The organism is Streptomyces sp. NBC_00873 (assembly GCF_045207415.1).
In the GTDB taxonomy this organism is placed as follows: domain Bacteria; phylum Actinomycetota; class Actinomycetes; order Streptomycetales; family Streptomycetaceae; genus Streptomyces.
Genome location: NZ_CP108803.1, coordinates 2640367 through 2658998 on the forward strand (window position 1 = coordinate 2640367; position 18632 = coordinate 2658998).

Annotated in this window: 12 protein-coding genes, 3 pseudogenes and 1 riboswitch; of the genes and pseudogenes, 5 read left to right on the forward strand and 10 right to left on the reverse strand. The window is 70.0% G+C overall.

Annotation, left to right across the window (positions count from 1 at the left end; genetic code table 11):
* The first annotated feature begins 19 nt into the window (after positions 1–19).
* Complete coding sequence (locus OH809_RS11860) at positions 20–931, forward strand: aKG-HExxH-type peptide beta-hydroxylase (protein WP_406422422.1); 912 nt, start codon at positions 20–22, stop codon at positions 929–931.
* Positions 928–2220, forward strand: coding sequence for a serine hydrolase domain-containing protein (locus OH809_RS11865; RefSeq protein ID WP_406422421.1), 1293 nt, complete (start codon positions 928–930; stop codon positions 2218–2220). The genes OH809_RS11860 and OH809_RS11865 overlap by 4 nt, the downstream gene beginning before the upstream one ends.
* A gap of 694 nt (positions 2221–2914) precedes the next feature.
* On the opposite strand, the gene OH809_RS11870 is transcribed toward OH809_RS11865, so the two are convergent.
* The 4 genes from OH809_RS11870 to OH809_RS11885 all read right to left on the reverse strand — a co-directional run bounded on the left by OH809_RS11870 (position 2915) and on the right by OH809_RS11885 (position 8562).
* Positions 2915–3565: a thymidine kinase gene (locus OH809_RS11870; RefSeq protein WP_406422420.1), complete on the reverse strand. Its 651-nt coding sequence runs from the start codon at positions 3563–3565 to the stop codon at positions 2915–2917.
* A gap of 193 nt (positions 3566–3758) precedes the next feature.
* A complete protein-coding gene (locus OH809_RS11875) occupies positions 3759–4946 on the reverse strand; it encodes an alkaline phosphatase family protein (RefSeq protein ID WP_406422419.1) in 1188 nt (395 codons plus the stop codon).
* Positions 4946–5542: a DUF5998 family protein gene (locus OH809_RS11880; RefSeq protein WP_037701269.1), complete on the reverse strand. Its 597-nt coding sequence runs from the start codon at positions 5540–5542 to the stop codon at positions 4946–4948. The genes OH809_RS11875 and OH809_RS11880 overlap by 1 nt, the downstream gene beginning before the upstream one ends.
* A gap of 74 nt (positions 5543–5616) precedes the next feature.
* A complete protein-coding gene (locus tag OH809_RS11885) occupies positions 5617–8562 on the reverse strand; it encodes a GNAT family N-acetyltransferase (RefSeq protein ID WP_406422418.1) in 2946 nt (981 codons plus the stop codon).
* A 172-nt stretch (positions 8563–8734) separates the two neighbouring features.
* Here OH809_RS11885 and OH809_RS11890 point away from each other — a divergent pair, with 172 nt between their 5' ends.
* The gene (locus tag OH809_RS11890) at positions 8735–9016 is read left to right on the forward strand and encodes an HPr family phosphocarrier protein (RefSeq protein WP_406422417.1); all 282 of its coding nucleotides are present in this window, start codon (positions 8735–8737) and stop codon (positions 9014–9016) included.
* Positions 9017–9401: 385 nt separating this feature from the next.
* Here the strand turns inward: OH809_RS11890 and OH809_RS11895 are convergent, their stop codons facing one another.
* From OH809_RS11895 to OH809_RS11905, 3 genes are all read right to left on the reverse strand, one after another.
* Complete coding sequence (locus OH809_RS11895) at positions 9402–10208, reverse strand: M23 family metallopeptidase (protein ID WP_406422416.1); 807 nt, start codon at positions 10206–10208, stop codon at positions 9402–9404.
* 13 nt (positions 10209–10221) lie between these two features.
* Positions 10222–10387, reverse strand: a riboswitch (cyclic di-AMP (ydaO/yuaA leader).
* A 208-nt stretch (positions 10388–10595) separates the two neighbouring features.
* Positions 10596–11978, reverse strand: coding sequence for a M16 family metallopeptidase (locus OH809_RS11900; protein WP_406425236.1), 1383 nt, complete (start codon positions 11976–11978; stop codon positions 10596–10598).
* 26 nt (positions 11979–12004) lie between these two features.
* Positions 12005–13381: a M16 family metallopeptidase gene (locus tag OH809_RS11905; protein WP_406422415.1), complete on the reverse strand. Its 1377-nt coding sequence runs from the start codon at positions 13379–13381 to the stop codon at positions 12005–12007.
* Between the two features lie 378 nt (positions 13382–13759).
* Between OH809_RS11905 and OH809_RS11910 the strand changes: the two genes are divergently transcribed.
* Positions 13760–16210 carry a DNA topoisomerase (ATP-hydrolyzing) subunit A gene (locus OH809_RS11910; RefSeq protein WP_406422414.1) on the forward strand — a complete coding sequence of 817 codons (2451 nt, stop codon included), beginning with the start codon at positions 13760–13762 and terminating at the stop codon, positions 16208–16210.
* A gap of 37 nt (positions 16211–16247) precedes the next feature.
* On the opposite strand, the gene OH809_RS11915 is transcribed toward OH809_RS11910, so the two are convergent.
* Positions 16248–17351, reverse strand: a complete 1104-nt coding sequence (locus OH809_RS11915; protein WP_406422413.1) for a CobW family GTP-binding protein — start codon at positions 17349–17351, stop codon at positions 16248–16250.
* 23 nt (positions 17352–17374) lie between these two features.
* Positions 17375–17632 (reverse strand): annotated as a pseudogene (locus OH809_RS11920) (citrate/2-methylcitrate synthase); the annotation flags it as partial.
* On the opposite strand from OH809_RS11920, the pseudogene OH809_RS11925 reads away from it, so the two are divergent.
* Positions 17632–18023: pseudogene (locus OH809_RS11925) on the forward strand (citrate/2-methylcitrate synthase); the annotation flags it as partial. The pseudogenes OH809_RS11920 and OH809_RS11925 sit on opposite strands and share 1 nt — an antisense overlap.
* Positions 18024–18048: 25 nt before the next feature.
* Here the strand turns inward: OH809_RS11925 and OH809_RS11930 are convergent.
* Positions 18049–18626: pseudogene (locus OH809_RS11930) on the reverse strand (substrate-binding domain-containing protein); the annotation flags it as partial.
* Positions 18627–18632 lie beyond the last annotated feature (6 nt).

An 18632-nucleotide genomic window follows, 5' to 3' on the forward strand; every position in this document is an offset into this window, starting at 1 on the left:
CGAACAGGAGAGCCGCCTCGTGCACACCCTCGCCGACGTCTTCAGCCTCCCGCCGATCGACCGCCTGCGCCACGAGCGCACGCAGCGCATCCACGCGCTTATCCGCCCCGGAGCCCAGCCGCCGCAGCACGGCACCAGCACGGCGGCCGACTACTGCCTGGCCCACCACTCCCTCGAAGGAGCCGAAGCAGCCGCCCGCGCCGGCGATGCCTCGACCTTCGACTGGTACGTCGCCCACCCCGACGCGGGCGCCACCACCGGCTCCATCCCCACCGCGGTCGGCACGCGAGTCATCGTGGCGCCGACACTCGCCGACCTGCCCCGATCCCCAATCTCCGAGACTCCCTACTACATCCTGGGCCCCGGTACCGAACCCGCCCAGCCCCACCTGTGCGACCTCGCGGCCGACGCATATGCCAGCGCCGCACGAGCGGGCTTCGGCGATCTGCTCGCCGCGCACGCCGTCGTCCTGTGCCTTCTGCGGAGCAAGAACCTCGGCGAGACCCTCGACAGCTGGACCATCAGCCGCCTGCCGGGCACGGTCTTCATGGACCACGTCGACGACCCGGTCGTCCTGGCCCGCGACCTCATCCACGAGGCCGGGCACAACTGGCTGAACGACGCCCTCGCGGCCACGGGATGCAAGGTCAGCGACGCCGTGCACTTCCACTCCCCGTGGAAGCAGACGATGCGGCCGGCGTTCGGCTTCCTCCACGCCTGCTGGGCGTTTCCGCTCACCATGCTCTTCACCGCCCACGCGCTGAACGGCACCACGGGAGACCTGCACCGGTTCCTGATCGCCTACCTCGACCAGCAGCGAAGCCTCCTCGCCAGCACCGCACCCGACCATGCCCGCGCTCTGGGGCTGATCAGCGACGACGGTCTCCGCGACCGCCTCGCTGGCGCCTACCGCCAGGCACTCGCCCTGTGAACGCGGCCCGCGACGAGGAGCCCGGCCTGTCCCTGCTGGTCCACCGGCCGGACGAAGAGCCCACTCTTCTGCACACCGGTCTGGCCAGCCTCGAACACGGACTGCCCATCGGACCGGACACCACCTTCAACGTCGGCTCAGTCGCGAAGCAGATCACCGCCCACCTGATGGTGCTCGCCGCTCGTGACAACCTCCTGCGCCTGGACCAGCGGGCCGCGGATCTGCTGCCCCGACTCAAGATCAGCGATGTCACTGTCGTGGACCTGGTCACCCACCGGTCGGGCATACGCGATGCCGAGTCCCTGCTCTCCCTCGCCGGCTTCCGGGACCTCGACCACTACACGGCCGACGACCTGCGAACCCTCGCCTACCGCCAGCACCAACGCGCCGTCCCCGAAGGTCGCTTCCTCTACAGCAACACCAACTACCTTCTCCTGGCCGAGATCCTCGAAACGGTCCACCGCACGACACTGGCCGACCTCGCCCGGCACCGCATTTTCGGCCCGCTCGACATGCACTCCACCCACTTCAAGACGGACCCGCGCCAGGTCATCCCCGGAGCCGCATCCGCCTACCAGGCTGCCCACCACGGCTGGCGGCGTACAGAAGTGCCGGTCACCCTGCCCGGCCCCGGAACCCTATGGACCACCGCCGGCGACCTCGACCGCTGGCTCACCCACCTCCACCAGCGCTGGCAGCACCTCCACCAGCTCCCCTGGCAGGAAGTGGTCGACTACGAACCCAGCGACCACGAGCCCTACCTCTACGGCCCCGGGCTCTACGCCGACGCCCTCCCAGGCCGCACTGCCGTCTTCCACTACGGCCACGAACAGGGCTTCTCCGCCGCTGCCCACGTGGAAGCATCAGGGCTACGCGTGATCGCCCTGTCCAACAATGCCGGCCTCTCGGCCGACCGCGTGGCCGCCGCCATCCTCCGGGACCTCTACCAGCCGACACTGGCCCTGAAGGATGCCCTCGTCCGCGCCACAGCCCTGGAGCGAACCCCAAGCACTGCCACACGAGACCAGCCCACACCCGACGACCTCGGCCAGCACACAGAGCTCGGCACCTTTGCCTGCGACCAGGCCCCCGGTAGCCTGCGCCTCACCCGCAGAGCTGATGCTCTCCACCTGTGGCGCCGAGGTACATCCGACCAGCTCGCCCACTCGGGCCCGGGGCTCTACGCCGGCAACGGCTACACCCTCACCGTGCCCAGCAGCACGGACCAGATCGACCGCTTCACCCTCGACCTCGAGCGCGCTCCCAGACTCGCATACGTCCGCCAGTAGCCACCGCCGCAAGAACCATCTGGAATGCCCATCCCCCGACCGGTGGAGGCGCCGACCGAACTGGAGACTCGTCATGCTCAACCACCCGGTGATTCCCGGGATCGCGGCGTACACCCACGAAGGTCTGCCTACCCCCGCCCAAACCGATGACTCGAACGCATGGGTTGACGGTGTCTGCTGGCTGTACTGCGGCCAACGCTGGACACGAGTTTTATGGATCGGACCAGCGAGCGTCGCGGGCATGCAAGCGCCGATGTTCGCCTGCAGCCCATGCATCGCCGAACTCCACGAGCGGGTGTGGCGATCTATACGCCTCCGAGACGAGCCGCATAGGCGCGGCCCCCAGGCGCGAACCGAGGTGGACGACCAAACAGGGGAACCGCCAGACCACAAACTCGACAATTTGCGTCTGCCCGTTGAACCCCCACAAGGTTGGCCGAATGAGTCCGTCTCCTCGACGCGAATGTGCTGGTCGAGCGGTAGTGGACGCACGGACCTGCCGTAGCGACGGCACCCTGCCCTCAGTTCACGCGGCGCGTATGCCGTCATGGCCGCACAGGCCAGACAAGTACGCCGCAGGACAAGGACGGGTGTTCCCCGAGACTGCGGCTCGTTTCAGCCGCTGAGTGCGCCAGAGGGGCTCGTTCCCAGAAACAACCACGGGACGGACACGTTGCAAAGAAAGAAGAGAGGTTCAGACGTGGTTGACCGGGAGGACGTCCGGGGAGAGGGCGCTGGCGTGGGCCGCGGCAGAGGTCATCCGCTTGCGGTGGTGGCGGCGGCAGAGGACCTCGTAACCGATCTCCTCCGCCGGGCGGTTCACGTCACCGACCACGACCTGGGCACCCTCGACCACCATCTCGCCGTCTATCGTACGGGCGTTGTGGGTGGCGCGGGCGCCGCACCAGCACAGGGCCTCCACCTGGAGCTGCTCCAGGCGGTCCGCCAGCTCAATCAGGCGCTGCGAGCCTGGGAAGAGCTTGGTGCGGAAGTCCGTGGTGATGCCGAAGGCGAAGACGTCCAGACCGAGGTCGTCGACGATCCGGGCCAGCTGGTCGATCTGCTCGGGGGCGAGGAATTGGGCCTCGTCCACGATCACGTAGTCGGCCTTGCCGCCCTTGGAGAGCTGGGCGACCAGGTACGCGTACAGGTCCATCCCCTCGGTGGCCTCCACCGCCTCCGTCACCAGGCCGAGGCGGGAGGACAGCTTGCCCTCGCCCGCTCTGTCGTCACGGGTGAAGATCACGCCCTGGAGCCCGCGGGCCGATCGGTTGTGTCCGATTTGGAGCGCCAAAGTACTCTTCCCGCAATCCATGGTGCCGGAGAAAAATACCAATTCGGACATCAGAGGAGGGTGACCTTTCGGGGCGGGCAGACCGAGGGGCACCGGCGCTCGGCGGCCCCTGCAGGAGATGGCGGATTCCCAAGCGAGTTGGTGCTCTTTCCGCAGTCCACCGTTCCGCAGAAGAACACAAGCTCGGGCATGAGGGGGTGAACACCTTTCGGTCCAGCAAGGACAGGAGAGGGAGAAAAACGGGTTACGAGCGTACTTCGAGGAGCGGGACGAGCTGCTCGACCGGGGTCATCGAGCCGTGCATGCCCACCATCGCCGATTCGTGCGGCTCCTGGACGGACGCAGTGACCACCACGTCGTCGCGGGCGGCCGCCACCACGTCGCCGATCCTGCCGTACACCCGCTCGTCGACCTTCGGACCGAACCAGCCGGCCGCGATCGCCTCGTCCCGGCTCGCCACCCAGAACTGCTCGCCGAGCACTTCCTGCCAGACAGTCAGCACATCGGCCTCGGCGCCGGGGACGGCATACACATGGCGGGCCCGGCCCTCGCCGCCGAGCAGGGCGACGCCCGCGCGCAGCTCCCAGTCCTCGTCGAAATCGATCCGGGACTGTTCGTCGAACGGGATGTCGATCATGCCGTGGTCGGCGGTGATGTACAGCGCCGAGCGGGGCGGGAGCTGCTCGGCGAGGCGCTGCACGAGACCGTCCACGTACATCAGCTGGCCGCGCCAGGCGTCGGAGTCGACGCCGAAGCGGTGCCCCTTGCCGTCGATCTCGCTGTAATACGTGTAGACGAGTGACCGGTCACCGGCGGCGAGCCGGTCCGCGGCCAGGTCCATCCGGTCCTCGCCGGAGAGCCTGCCGTGGAACGTGCCGCCGCTCAGTGCGACCTCGGTGAGCGGGGTGTGCTGGAAGGTCGGGGCGGAGACCTGCGCGGTCGCCACACCGGCCTCGTCGGCGAGCCGGAAGACGGTGGGGTACGGCTGCCAGATCGCCGGCGAGGTCCAGGGCTTCCAGCGGAGCTGGTTCATCAGCTCGCCGGTCTCCGGATTACGGGCGGTGTAGCCGGGCAGGCCGTGCGCACCGGGCGGCAGCCCCGTACCGACCGAGGCGAGCGAGGTCGCGGTGGTGGCCGGGAAGCCCGCCGTGATGGGACGGCCCGTGCCCCCGCGAGAGGTGGGGAGCAGCGAGTGCAGATACGGCGCCTCGTCCGGATGGGCCTTGATCTGCTCCCAGCCGAGTCCATCGATCAGGAAGACGCAGTTCCGGTCGGCGGGGGTGAGCTCCGGTATCGCCGCCGTGAAGCCGGGCACGCCCTGTCCGGCGACGAGCGTCGGCAGCAGATCGGCAAGCGAACCGCTGCCGTACGCGGGGACGGGCGCGGTGTCGAGAGGGAGCAGAACGGGGTCCTGCCAGGCCGGCTGGGCCATCAGCGGCCGGTAGCCGCGGTCGCGGCCGTCGCCTCGGAGAGGGACTGGGCGAAGGCAAGGGTCTGCCGCACCGTGTCCGGGCCGTCACCGGCCTCGCTGACGCGCAGGCTCAGGTCGTCGGCGGTGGAGCTGCCGGTGTAGCCGTGGTCCGCCTCGCAGTTGGGGTCGCCGCAGGCGGCGGGCTCCAGGTCGATGCGGGAGACCGCGCCCCAGCCGATGGTCAGGACGACCTCGCGGGGCAGTGTGCCCGGGACGTACTTCTCCGGGTCGGCCACGACGCGACTGACCACCACCGACGAGATCCGGTCCAGCTTGACGGACTCGGTGGAGGTGGTGGCGTACGGCGACGGGGAACTGGTGTCCGCGTTCTGCTCGTCGGTGTGGCTGACGATGAAACGGTTGTCCGTCAGGACCAGGACCGTGACGTGCCTGCGCACCTCGTTGGAGTCGAAGGTCGTCTCCTGGTGCACCAGGTACGAAGCGACCGGCTCACCTCCGACGGCGGCCTCCACCGCCTCGGCCACAAGGGCCGGGTAGTAGCCGCTGCGCTCGATCGCCGCGCGCAGCCCCTGGGTCGTCGTACCGGTCTTCGCCATACGGACCATCCTACGGGGGGTGGATGACTGCCGGGGACGCTGTGGACAGGGCCTGCGGCAGATCGACCGTGGATTCAGTAGTTGGGCAGGCGACGGGGGCCGAGGTCAGTGCGGGCCGGTGGCGGCGACAGCCGGACGGTCGCGCCGAGAACGGTCAGCCCTTGCGTGGCGACCACGACCGGTTCCAGTGCGACGGAGACCACCTCGGGGTGATCGTCGACGAGCCTGGACACCCTCAGCAGCAGTTCCTCGAGCGCAGCGGTGTCGACGGGCGCCGACCCCCGCCAGCCGAAGAGGACCGGGGCCGCCCGGATGGACCGGATCAGTTCGGCGGCGTCGCGGTCGGTGGCCGGCACGATGCGGTGGGCGGTGTCCCCGAGGAGTTCGGAGGGCGCGCCCGCGAGACCGAAGGAGAGGACGGCGCCCGCCGCCGGGTCGATCGTGGCCCGCACGACGGTGTCCACGCCGCGCGGTGCCATGGACTGAACGACCGGCTGCAGCTCGGCAGGCTTGCCGAGCAGGTCGGTCAGCTCGCCGTACACCCGGCGCAGCGCGGTCTCGTTGGCAAGGTCGAGCCGGACGCCGCCGAGGTCGGCACGGTGGCGCAGATGAGGTGCGGTGGTCTTGAGCGCCACCGGATAGCCGAGCCGAGCAGCCGCGGCGACGGCGGCGTCCGGGCCGGGGGCGGGGAGCGTCGGCCGTACGGAGATGCCGTACCGGCCCAGGAGTTCGCGCGCCTCGTCGTGGCTGAGCTGACGGCCCCGGGGATCGGGGTCGGGCCCGAGGAGGGCGTCGATACGGTCGGCGGCGCCTGCCTCGTCGATGGTGTCGTCGAGGAACTCGGGCACCTTGCCGGGCATCGCGGCCTGTCGTCGCCACTGCGCATACTTCACCGCCTCGGCGAGGGCACGGACGGCACGCTCGGCAGCGGGGTAGGCGGGGATCCGGCCGGTGGAGGGAGCGGACGGCGTGGGGGCACCGGGGCCGGGAGCGTTCGGCTGAGCCGGGGGATTGGGCGGAGCTGGGGTGCCGGTGGTGCTCGGCGTGGCTGAAGTGCCTGTGGTGCTCGTGACGCTCGGGGTGCCCTTGCCGTACGTCGCGGCCGAAGCACCCTGGGCAGCCGTCGCGGCCACCTGCGGCGCCGCGACCGTGCTGCTGGCCGCCGCGAGCGCCTCCGCCAGGCCTCCGATCTCCACGTGGACCACGGCCACCGGCTTGGCCGGCCCCGTGGCCGCAGCCGTGCGCAGCGCGGCGGCCAGGACCTCGCCGTCACCCGTTTCCGCCTGGCCGTTCTCGCCGACCCACGGGATCGCCGTCACGATCACCGCGTCGCAGCTCCGGTCGGCGAGTGCCTCCGCCAGCGCATCCCGGAAGTCCTGCGGAGTGGCCGCGGTGGTGAGGTCACGGGGCGGGCGCGGGCGCAGCCCCTCGGCCAGGCAGGCGTCGTACGTGAGGAGGCCCAGGGACTCGGAGTTGCCGAGGATCGCGACCCGGGGACCCTCCGGGAGGGGCTGGTCGGCGAGGAGCAGGCCCGCGTCGACCATCTCCGTCACCGTGTCGACACGGATCACGCCCGCCTGCCGCATGAGCGCGGAGACCGTCGCGTCCGGGATCCGGCTGATCGGCACCGCATGGCCGGGCGGGGTGCTGCCGCTGTGCCGGGCCCCCTTCACCACGACGACGGGCTTCACCGCTGCGGTGCGCCGCGCGAGGCGGGTGAACTTCCGCGGATTGCCGAGGGATTCGAGGTAGAGCAGGGCGACGTCGGTGTTCGGGTCCTCGTACCAGTACTGGAGGAAGTCGTTGCCCGAGATGTCGGCGCGGTTGCCCGCGGAGATGAACGTCGACAGACCCGCGCCGCGCCGGTAGAGCCCGGAGAGCAGGGCGATGCCGATCGCGCCCGACTGCGTGAACAGACCGATGCGCCCCGGGGCGGGCGGCTCGGGGGCGAGGGAGGCGTTCAGCCGTACGCCGTCCGCGTTGTTGATGATCCCGAAGGCGTTCGGGCCGATGATGCGCATGCCGTAGGAGCGGGCCTGGCGGACCAGTTCGCGCTGCCTTTCCCTGCCTTCGGCACCCCATTCGGCATATCCGGCGGAGAGGACCACGAGGCCCTGGACACCGTGTTCGCCGCAGTCGGCGACGGCCTCCGGGACCCGGTCCGCGGGCACGGCGACGACCGCGAGGTCCACCGGTTCGCCGATCTCGCCGATGGAGCGGTGTGCGGGGACGCCGTCGATCGTTCCCTGGTCGGCGGCGAACGAGCTGTTCACGGCGTACGTACGGCCGGTGAAGCCCGCACCGAGGAGGTTGCGCAGAACCGTGCGGCCGACCCCGCCGGGGTTACGGCCGGTGCCGATGACCGCGACGGACCCCGGTGTGATCAGCCGCTGTACCGACCGCGCCTCCGCCCGCTGCTCGCGGGCGCGCTGGACGGCGAGGGACTCGGCGGTCGGTTCGAGGTCGAGGGTGAGATGGACGGCGCCGTCCTCGAAGCTGCGCTGCTGGGTGTACCCGGCGTCACGGAACACCTTGATCATCTTGTTGTTGGCGGGCAGCACCTCGGCGGCGAAGCGCCGGATGCCGCGCTCACGCGCCACTGCGGCGATGTGTTCGAGGAGCGCCGATGCCACGCCGCGGCCCTGGTGCGCGTCCTGGACGAGAAAGGCGACCTCGGCCTCGTCGGCGGGGGCGGAGGCCGGCCGGCCGGCCGCGTCGATCCGGTCGTAGCGGACGGTGGCGATGAACTCGCCGCCGACCGTGACGGCGAGCCCCACCCGGTCGACGTAGTCGTGATGGGTGAAGCGGTGGACGTCCTTGGCGGACAGACGGGGGTAAGGAGCGAAGAACCGGTAGTACTTCGACTCGTCGGAGACCTGCTCGTAGAAGCTGACCAGGCGCTCGGCATCGTCCGTGGTGATGGGCCTGATGCGGGCCGTACCGCCGTCGCGGAGCACCACATCCGCTTCCCAGTGGTCGGGGTACGCGTGGTGCGGACTCTGCTCCGGCGTGGGCTGCATGGGCAAAGCCTACGGCGCGGTCAGCGGTCGCGAAGCGCCCGGGGCCGGGGCAGTCTGAGAGCTCCGATCGGCCGTGCGGCACGGGCTGGGGCCGGGTTGCGGGTCGGCGGGAAGCCAGCACACTGCGGTAGAGACTGGTCTAGACAACCATTGATTCGTGAAGGGCAGAACCATGGCTGAGCGCCGCGTCAATGTCGGTTGGGCCGAGGGCCTGCACGCCCGCCCCGCTTCCATCTTCGTCCGTGCCGCCACGGCGTCCGGCGTCCCCGTGACGATCGCCAAGTCCGACGGCCCCCCGGTGAACGCTGCCTCCATCCTCGCGGTGCTCGGTCTCGGCGCGCACGGCGGCGAGGAGATCGTGCTCGCCTCCGAGGCGGACGACGCGGAAGCCGCGCTCGACCGTCTGGCGAAGCTGGTCACCGAGGGGCTCGAGGAGCTCCCCGAGACCGTCTGATTCCAGGGTTCCGATCAGGGGGAAGCCTTTCCGGCCGATTCCTGTCGGGTCTATTCCTGTGGCGAAGCCGCGGTACCCCAACCGGGGCCGCGGCTCCTTCTTTCTTTTTCGGATACCGACAATTCATTCGGAGCGAATTCAGGCAGCCCAAAGAAAGCCCCGCACATTTACTTCTTTTTGTATACGTCGCATGTGTTAATGCCGGCCGCTCGCGGCGTTTACGGCATGTTGCGAAGTCCTCACCCGGCCGCCGGAGCGGGGGCGCCGGCATCACCGCCCGGGGTACCGCCCGCGCGGCGCAGCCGGTGCGCGGCGGTGGCCCGCTCGGCGTGCTGGGAGTCCAGCGCCCTGGCATCACCGCGGGGTGTTGCGGATGGGACGTCGGTCAGACGTTCACGCCATGGGCGCGCAGGTACGCCACGGGGTCCATGTCGGAGCCGTACGAAGGCGTGGTGCGGGCCTCGAAGTGGAGGTGCGGTCCGGTGGAGTTGCCGGTCGAGCCGGAGAGGCCGATCTGCTGGCCCGCGCCGACGCTCTGGCCGACGGAGACGCCGATCGAGGAGAGGTGGCCGTACTGGGTGTACGTGCCGTCCGTCATCCGCAGCACGATGTTGTTGCCGTATGCGCCGCCCCAGCCCGCCTCGACGACCGTGCCGGCGCCGACGGCGACGACAGAGCTGCCGGAGGCGGCGTGGAAGTCGATGCCCGAGTGGCGGCCGGAGGACCAGAGGGATCCGCTCGACTTGTAGCCGGTGGTGACGTACGAACCGGCGACCGGGAGCTGGAAGGAGCCCAGGCGGGTGCGCTCGGCGGAACGGGCGGCGCGGGCCTTCGCGTCACGGGCCGCCTTGGCGCGGGCCTCGGCCTTGGCCTTCGCTGCCGCCTTGGCCTTCGCTTCGGCCTCGGCTGCCGCGACAGCCTTCGCCTTCACCTTCGCGGCGACGTCGGCCTGGCGCTTCTGCACCTCGGCCTGGGTGGCCACCTGGCCGGCGAGGGCATCCTCGATGGCGATGATCTGGGTCAGGCCGGTTTCGTTGACGGCGGGGGCCTCGGCATCCGTGGCGAGGGCCGGAGAGGCCAGTCCGCCGACGACGCCGGTGGTCGCCAGCGTCGCGACTCCGGCGATGCGTGCACTCCTGCGCTTCAGGCGGCTCGGGGCACGGTGCTTCCCGGTGGGGCGGGTGAACGCCATGAAGTAGCTGGTCCTTTCCTTCCTTCTCGCCTACCGGGTTAGCTGACGGGTTCGGAGCAGGAAGGTCTCCTACGGATCCCCGGCCTCGCAGGAGGTCGCGGCATCCGATTCACCCCAGGGACTGTGTGGGTCCCCGGCTCCCCGGGCTCGCGCTGACGGGGACTCGGCGATCACTGCCCGGCGCCACGGATGCGGCATACGAGTGACGGACAGTGGAGCCGACGCTAGGCGGGGGCACTTTCATTCACCAAACGGACAGGGCGTTTTGTAGCGCATCCCACAGGGCAAGCAAGAAGCTTTCATCTCAAACCAGACAAAAGAGAAGACCCTGGCGAGAAGCGACTCGCCAGGGTCTCTCTTTGCCCCTCTTTGCGGGACTTTGGTGCATCAGCCAGTGACGACCGACACCTCTCCGATACCCAACGCCCTGACCGGCTCCTCGATCTGCGCGGCGTCGCCGACGAGAATCGTGACCAGCCGGTCCACGGGGAAGGCGTTGACCACGGCTGCGGTCGCCTCGACCGTGCCGGTCTCGGCCAGGCGGGCGTACAACTGCGCCTGGTAGTCGTCCGGGAGGTGCTGCTCGACCTGGTCGGCGAGCGTGCCGGCGACGGAGGCAGCCGTCTCGAACTTCAGCGGGGCGACACCCACGAGGTTCTGCACAGCGGTCTCGCGCTCGGCGTCGGTCAGCCCCTCGGCCACCAGCGTCCGCAGGACCTTCCACAGGTCGTCGAGCGCCGGTCCGGTGGACTCCGTGTCCACCGAGCCACTGATCGCCAGCATCGCCGCGCCGGTCGCCCCGGAGGCGGAGTCCGGGGCCGTCGAGCGCAGGACCTGCCCGAAGGCCCGCACGCCGTAGGTGTAGCCCTTCTCCTCGCGCAGCACCCGGTCCAGCCGGGAGGTGAGTGTGCCGCCCAGGCAGTAGGTGCCGAGGACCTGGGCCGGCCACACCCTGTCGTGCCGGTCGGCGCCGATGCGGCCGATCAGCAGCTGCGTCTGCACGGCGCCCGGACGGTCGACGATCACCACGCGACCGGTGTCGTCGGCGGTGATCGGCGGGACCGGACGGGGCTCCACGGTGTCCCCGGTCCAGTCGCCGATGGTGTCGGCGAGCAGGGCGTCCAGGTCGATACCGGTGAGGTCGCCGACGACGACGGCGGTCGCGGTGGACGGCCGGACATGGGCCTCGTAGAAGGCGCGCACGGCCGCGGAGTCGATCCGCTCCACCGTCTCCTCGGTGCCCTGGCGTGGGCGTGACATCCGCGACGTGGCCGGGAAGAGCTCCTTGGAGAGCTGCTTGGCGGCACGCCGGGCCGGGTTGGCCTGCTCGTGCGGAATCTCGTCGAGCCGGTTGTTCACCAGTCGCTCGATCTCGCTGTCGGCGAACGCGGGCGCCCGCAGCGCCTCGGCGACCAGCCCGAGCGCCTTGGCCAGCCGGGAGGCCGGAACCTCCAGGGAGACCCGCATGCCGGGATGGTCGGCGTGCGCGTCGAGGGTGGCGCCGCAACGCTCCAGCTCGGCGGCGAACTCCTCGGCGGAGTGCTTGTCGGTGCCCTCGGAAAGGGCCCGCGCCATGATCGTGGCCAGGCCGTCGAGGCCCTCGGGCTCGGCGTCCAGCGGGGCGTCGAGGAAGATCTCGACCGCGACGACCTGCTGGCCGGGACGGTGGCAGCGCAGCACCGTCAGCCCATTGGGCAGGGCGCCGCGCTCGGGTGCGGGAAAGGCCCAGGGCCTGGCCGTGCCGGGGGTCGGCTGCGGGTGGTACTCCATCGATACTCCAGTCGCGGCAGCGTCGGTCACTTGTCCGCCCCTTCGTGCACGTCGGTGTCGGTGTCCGTCTCGTCGGCTTCCGCGTCGGCGGATTCGGCCGGCTCGACCGGCTCGTAGACGAGCACCGCCCGGTTGTCGGGGCGCAGCTGGGCCCTGGCCGCCGCCTGGACCTCGTCCGCGGTGACGTCGAGGACCCGCTGGACGGCGGTCAGCGCGAGCTGCGGGTCGCCGAACAGCACGGCGAACCGGCAGAGTTCATCGGCGCGGCCCGCGACCGTACCGAGCCGGTCCAGCCACTCGCGCTCCAACTGTGCCTGAGCGCGCTCCATTTCCTCGGGCGTGGGGCCCTCGGCGGCGAACCGGGCCAGCTCCTCGTCGACCGCGGCCTCGATCTGCGCCACCTCGACACCGCCGGACGTCTTCACGTCCAGCCAGCCGAGCGAGGGCGCGCCGGCCAGCCGCAGCAGCCCGAAACCTGCCGCAACGGCCGTACGGTCGCGGCGGACCAGGCGGTTGTGCAGCCGGGAGGACTCGCCTCCGCCGAGCACGGTCAGCGCGAGATCCGCGGCGTCGCACTCCCTGGTGCCGTCGTGCGGCAGCCGGTAGGCGGCCATCAGCGCCCGCGCCGGGACCTCCTCGTGGACCTCTTCGCGCAGCTGCTCGCCGATGATCTCCGGGAGCGTGCCGTCGCGCGGCGGCTGCTTGCCGTCGTGGGACGGAATGGAGCCGAAGTACTTCTCGATCCAGGCGAGCGTCTGATCGGGGTCGATGTCGCCGACGACCGACAGCACCGCGTTGTTGGGCGCGTAGTACGTACGGAAGAAGGTTCGCGCGTCTTCGAGCGTCGCCGCGTCCAGGTCGGCCATCGAGCCGATCGGGGTGTGGTGGTACGGGTGGCCCTCGGGGTAGGCGAGGGCGGTCAGCCTCTCGAACGCCGTGCCGTACGGAACGTTGTCGTACCGCTGGCGGCGCTCGTTCTTGACGACGTCCCGCTGGTTCTCCATGGACTCGTCGTCGAGCGCGGCGAGCAGCGAGCCCATCCGGTCGGCTTCGAGCCACAGGGCCAGTTCCAGCTGATGCGTGGGCATCGTCTCGAAGTAGTTGGTGCGTTCGAAGCTGGTCGTCCCGTTGAGGGAGCCGCCGGCGCCCTGCACCAGCTCGAAGTGTCCGTTCCCCTTGACCTGTCCGGAGCCCTGGAACATCAGGTGCTCGAAGAGGTGAGCCAGACCCGTGCGCCCCTTGACCTCGTGGCGCGACCCGACGTCGTACCAGAGGCACACCGCGGCGACCGGGGTCAGATGGTCCTCGGAGAGCACCACGCGCAGGCCGTTGGCCAGACGGTGCTCGGTCGCTGTCAAGCCGCCGGAGCCGGCCTGGGCTGTGGCCGTGTGACCCATGGGCATGTACGTCCCTTCGATCGCGATACTGGATTTCCTGCGAGACCTGCCACTGTAAGCAAGCGCACCGACACCTGGCGAAGTTCCCGTTCCGTGGAAGTTCGCGTTAAAGAGCGCTTGGTCCTGTCCGGCCGATCTTCGTGGATCAGCCTGCGGCGTATGGTGCGGTGCATCGCAAGGCGGAGGATCGCCCTCGTACTGGACGTACTGGGACGACTCCGACAACGCGGCGAGGTGCCGTGCCAGACGTCGCGGGCCCACGAAGATCGGCCGGACAGGGCCTAGGGACGGGTCGAGGTCGGCGTTGTCAGTGCGGCGGTCCACAATGGTCCGCGTCAGAACCAGAGGTTGCCCGAACAGATCTGTGAAGGAGTCGCAGCAGCGATGGCCCGCCGCAGTACGAAGACCCCGCCGCCGGACGACTTCGAGGAGAAGATCCTCGACATCGACGTCGTCGACGAAATGCAGGGCTCCTTCCTCGAGTACGCGTACTCGGTGATCTACTCACGGGCCCTGCCGGACGCCCGCGACGGCATGAAGCCGGTGCACCGCCGCATCGTGTACCAGATGAACGAGATGGGGCTGCGCCCCGACCGCGGCTATGTGAAGTGTGCCCGCGTCGTCGGCGAGGTCATGGGCAAGCTGCATCCGCACGGCGACACGTCGATCTACGACGCGCTGGTCCGGATGGCGCAGCCGTTCTCGATGCGGCTCCCCCTCGTCGACGGGCACGGCAACTTCGGCTCGCTCGGCAACGACGACCCGCCGGCCGCCATGCGGTACACCGAGTGCCGGATGGCCGACGCCACGTCGCTGATGACGGAGTCGATCGACGAGGACACCGTCGATTTCCAGTCGAATTACGACGGCCAGGAACAGGAACCGGTCGCCCTCCCCGCCGCGTATCCGAACCTCCTGGTCAACGGATCATCCGGGATCGCGGTCGGCATGGCGACCAATATGCCGCCGCACAACCTGGGCGAGGTCATCGCCGCCGCCCGCCATCTGATCAGGCATCCGGGCGCGGACCTGGAGACCCTGATGCGGTTCGTCCCCGGACCCGACCTGCCGACCGGTGGCCGGATCGTAGGCCTCGGCGGGATCAAGGACGCGTACGCGGCCGGGCGTGGCACGTTCAAGATCCGTGCGACGGTCGCCGTGGAGAACGTGACGGCTCGCCGCAAGGGCCTGGTCGTCACCGAACTGCCCTTCTCCGTCGGCCCGGAGAAGGTGATCGCCAAGATCAAGGACCTGGTCTCGGTGAAGAAGCTCCAGGGCATCGCCGATGTCAAGGACCTCACCGACCGCGAGCACGGCCTGCGCCTGGTCATCGAGGTCAAGAACGGCTTCGTACCCGAAGCCGTGCTGGAACAGCTCTACAAGCTGACGCCGATGGAGGAGTCCTTCGGCATCAACAATGTGGCGCTGGTCGACGGACAGCCGCTCACGCTGGGTCTCAAGGAGCTCCTCGAGGTCTACCTCGACCACCGCTTCGACGTGGTGCGCCGCCGCAGCGAGTTCCGCCGGACCAAGCGCCGGGACCGGCTGCACCTGGTCGAGGGCCTGCTCGTCGCGCTGATCGACATCGACGAGGTCATCCGGCTCATCCGGTCCAGCGACAATTCCGCGCAGGCGAAGGAGCGGCTCATCGAGCACTTCTCGCTGAGCGAGATCCAGACGCAGTACATCCTGGACACCCCGCTGCGCCGGCTGACCCGGTTCGACCGGATCGACCTGGAGAGCGAACGGGACCGGCTCAACGCCGAGATCGACGAGCTGACGACGATCCTCGAATCGGACGCCGAGCTGCGCAAGCTGGTCTCCACCGAACTGGCCGCGGTCGCGAAGAAGTTCGGCACCGACCGGCGTACGGTGCTGCTGGAGTCGGCCGGTTCACAGGTCGCCTCGGTGCCGCTGGAGGTCGCGGACGACCCCTGCCGGGTGCTGCTGTCCTCGACCGGTCTGCTGGCCCGTACGGCCACCGGCGACCCGATCGTCGTCACCGAGGACGCCAAGCGCGCCAAGCACGACGTGATCGTGTCGGCCGTGCCGGCGACGGCGCGTGGCGATGTCGGCGTGGTGACGTCGACAGGGCGGCTGCTGCGGCTCGCGGTGATCGACCTGCCCCAGCTGCCGGACACCCATGCCGCGCCCAATCTTTCGGGCGGGGCACAGGTCTCGGAGTTCCTCACGCTGGAGACCGGTGAGGAGGTCATCTGCCTCACCACGCTCGACGAGTCCTCCCCCGGCCTGGCGATCGGCACTCTGCAGGGTGTCGTCAAGCGGGTGGTTCCGGACTATCCGGCCAACAAGGACGAGCTGGAGGTCATCACCCTCAAGGACGGTGACCGGATCGTCGGCGCCGCCGAACTGCGCACGGGCGAGGAGGACCTCGTCTTCATCACGTCCGACGCACAACTGCTGCGCTACCCGGCAGCCCAGGTACGGCCGCAGGGCCGGCCGGCGGGCGGCATGGCGGGCGTGAAGCTGGCGGAGGGCGCCGAGGTGCTCTCGTTCGGCGCGGTGGACCCGGCGGCGGATGCGATGGTCTTCACGGTGGCGGGCTCGCACGGCACGCTGGACGACTCGGAGCTGACAGCGAAGCTCACGCCATTCGACCAGTACCCGCGCAAGGGCCGGGCCACCGGCGGCGTGCGCTGTCAGCGCTTCCTCAAGGGCGAGGACGTCCTGGTGTTCGCCTGGGCGGGTGCGATCCCGGCGCGGGCGGCGCAGAAGAACGGCACCCCGTCCGAACTGCCGGAGCCGGATCCGCGGCGCGACGGTTCGGGGACGCCGCTGGCCAAGGCGATCGCGGTGATCGCCGGACCGGTGTAGCCGGCGGGATCCCGTCGGCCGCATTCGTCGGTCGGTTTCAGTCGGCCGGCTGTTGTACGTAACGCAGGACGCCCCACATGCTCTGCTCATGCGCGGCGTCCTGCGTCATGTCCGGCGCCGGCTCTGCTTCCACCGGCGGTTCGGTGCTCTCCCGGCAGTCGGCCAGCTCCTTGTGCAGGGCATCCGGGTCGATGCCGGAGCCGATCAGCACCAGCTGGGTGAGGCGCGGTTCGTCGCGCTTCCAGGGCTGCGGGGCGAACCGCAGGAACCGGCCGACCGCATGCACCTCGTACTTGTTGCCGCGGTCTCCCGCGCCGAAGTCGACGTACCCCTTGATCCGGTAAAGGCCCTCCGGCCGGGAGTCGAGAAACTCCATCGTTCGGCGGGGGTTCATGGGTACATCGGCGCTGAACGAGACACTCTCGTACGTGGTGTGCAGATGCCCGGCGTGCGTCTCGCCGCCCTCCTCGTCCAGCAGGAGGTCCTCGAAGGAGAGCTGACGCATCCGCTCCTCGCCGTCCGGCCGCAGCGCCGGGTCGAAGAGCAGCTCCGGGTCGATGCGTCCGTACGCGGCGGAGACAACGGCCGCCCTGCTGCCGGTCGCCGCGACGGCGTCCCGGATGCGGTCCTTCTCCTCGTCCGTGACCCGGTCCGTCTTGTTCAGCACGACAAGATCGGCGACGCCGAGGTGCCGGTCGATCTCCGGATGGCGCTCCCGGACTGCGTCGAACTCGGCGGCGTCGACGAGCTCGACCAGTCCCCCGTACACGATGTGCGGGTTGTCGCTGGCCAGCAGCATGCGCACGAGCTCCTGAGGTTCCGCGAGTCCGCTGGCCTCGATGACGATCACGTCGAGGCCGACGGCGGGGCGGGTCAGCGTCTCCAGGAAGGTGTCGAGTTCGCTGGCGTCGACGGCGCAGCACAGACATCCGTTGCCCAGTGAAACTGTCGAGCCGACCTGCCCCGAGACGGTCATGGCGTCGATCTCGATCGAACCGAAATCGTTGACGATCACGCCGATCCGGTTCCCCGCGCGGTGGCGGAGCAGGTGGTTGAGCAGGGTCGTCTTGCCGGAACCCAGGAACCCTGCCAGGACGATGACCGGGATCTGCTGCCTGCGGGGCGGTGCTGACGGGCTCAACGGTGACCTTCCTCGGGGGGACCTCAGGGCGCCGGTACCGGCTGCGGCGGAAGCGGACCGATGGAGCGGGCCGCCGGGCGGATGATCTTCGAGTCCTCCGCCTGCTCCAGGATATTGGCGCTCCAGCCGACCACACGCGCCGCACAGAAGGTCGGGGTGAACATCTCGCGCGGCATCCCGCACAGCTCCATGACGACCCCGGCGTAGAACTCCACGTGTGTGTGGAGCTCTCGGCCCGGCTTGAGCTCGGCGAGGATTTCCTCGACCTGCCGTTCCACCTCGCAGGGTGCCGGGGCTCCGACACCGGCTCTACACCGCCGAGGATCCGCAGGTGCGGACGCTGTTCGCCCTGCTCGCCCAGGTCCCGCAGGCGGCGCCCGCGCCGGCCGCGGCGCGCGACGTGGTCACCACGACCGCGCGCCACACCCCCCTGCACGCCAACGTCGGCCTGGCGCTCGCCGTGCTCTCGGTCTCGTCCGGCATGTCCGCCGAGGCGGGTGAGACGGTGTTCGCGGTGTCCTGTACAGCGGGCTGGATCGCGCATGCGCTGGAGGAGTACGGGGAACGCCCGCTGCGGATGCGCCCCAGCGGGCGTTCAGCGGCCCTCGACCGCCTCAGCCGCTGCCCGGTCCGGGATCGGCCACCACGCAGAGAGTGCACCGCAGTAGATAGCCCATAGGCCGCAGAATAACGACGATCAGCCGGAAGTGGTTCGCGGGGGCTGCGCAGTGATCCCCGCACCACCAGTTCCGGTTCGAAGAGCAGCTCGTCGCAGGGCACGGTACGGCCCCCGATCTGCACAAAGAGCAGCTCGACGGCGGCGCGCCCCATCGCCTCGATCGGCTGCCGGACCGTGGTCAGCGGCGGCTCGGTGCAGTTCATGAAGGCCGAGTCGTCGTACCCCACGACCGAGACGTCGCCGGGCACGGAGAGGCCGCGGCGGCGGGCCGCGCGGATGGCGCCGAGCGCGAGCGGGTCGCCGGCACAGATGATGCCGGTGACACCCTGGTCCAGCAGGCGCATGGCCGCGGCCTGCCCGCCCTCCAGCGAGAACATGGCCCTCGCCACCCACTCGTCCGGCACGGTGGTGCCCGCCGCCTGGGCGAGCGCTCGGGCGGCGGCGAGCTTGCGCTGCGAGGGCACGTGGTCGGAAGGGCCGAGCACCAGGCCGATGCGCTCGTGGCCGAGCGGGACCAGGTGACGCCGCGCCTGCTCGACGGCGACCGAGTCGTCGCAGGACACCCCGGGGAAGCCGAGGTGCTCGATGGCCGCGTCAGCGGA

Excerpts from the sequence above, each read along its gene's own strand:
- OH809_RS11870 (WP_406422420.1), bottom strand. The coding sequence starts at position 3,565 with ATGTCCGAATTGGTATTTTTCTCCGGCACCATGGATTGCGGGAAGAGT.
- OH809_RS11875 (WP_406422419.1), bottom strand. The coding sequence starts at position 4,946 with ATGGCCCAGCCGGCCTGGCAGGACCCCGTTCTGCTCCCTCTCGACACC.
- OH809_RS11880 (WP_037701269.1), bottom strand. The coding sequence starts at position 5,542 with ATGGCGAAGACCGGTACGACGACCCAGGGGCTGCGCGCGGCGATCGAG.
- OH809_RS11885 (WP_406422418.1), bottom strand. The coding sequence starts at position 8,562 with ATGCAGCCCACGCCGGAGCAGAGTCCGCACCACGCGTACCCCGACCAC.
- OH809_RS11890 (WP_406422417.1), top strand. The coding sequence starts at position 8,735 with ATGGCTGAGCGCCGCGTCAATGTCGGTTGGGCCGAGGGCCTGCACGCC.
- OH809_RS11895 (WP_406422416.1), bottom strand. The coding sequence starts at position 10,208 with ATGGCGTTCACCCGCCCCACCGGGAAGCACCGTGCCCCGAGCCGCCTG.
- OH809_RS11900 (WP_406425236.1), bottom strand. The coding sequence starts at position 11,978 with ATGGAGTACCACCCGCAGCCGACCCCCGGCACGGCCAGGCCCTGGGCC.
- OH809_RS11905 (WP_406422415.1), bottom strand. The coding sequence starts at position 13,381 with ATGCCCATGGGTCACACGGCCACAGCCCAGGCCGGCTCCGGCGGCTTG.
- OH809_RS11910 (WP_406422414.1), top strand. The coding sequence starts at position 13,760 with ATGGCCCGCCGCAGTACGAAGACCCCGCCGCCGGACGACTTCGAGGAG.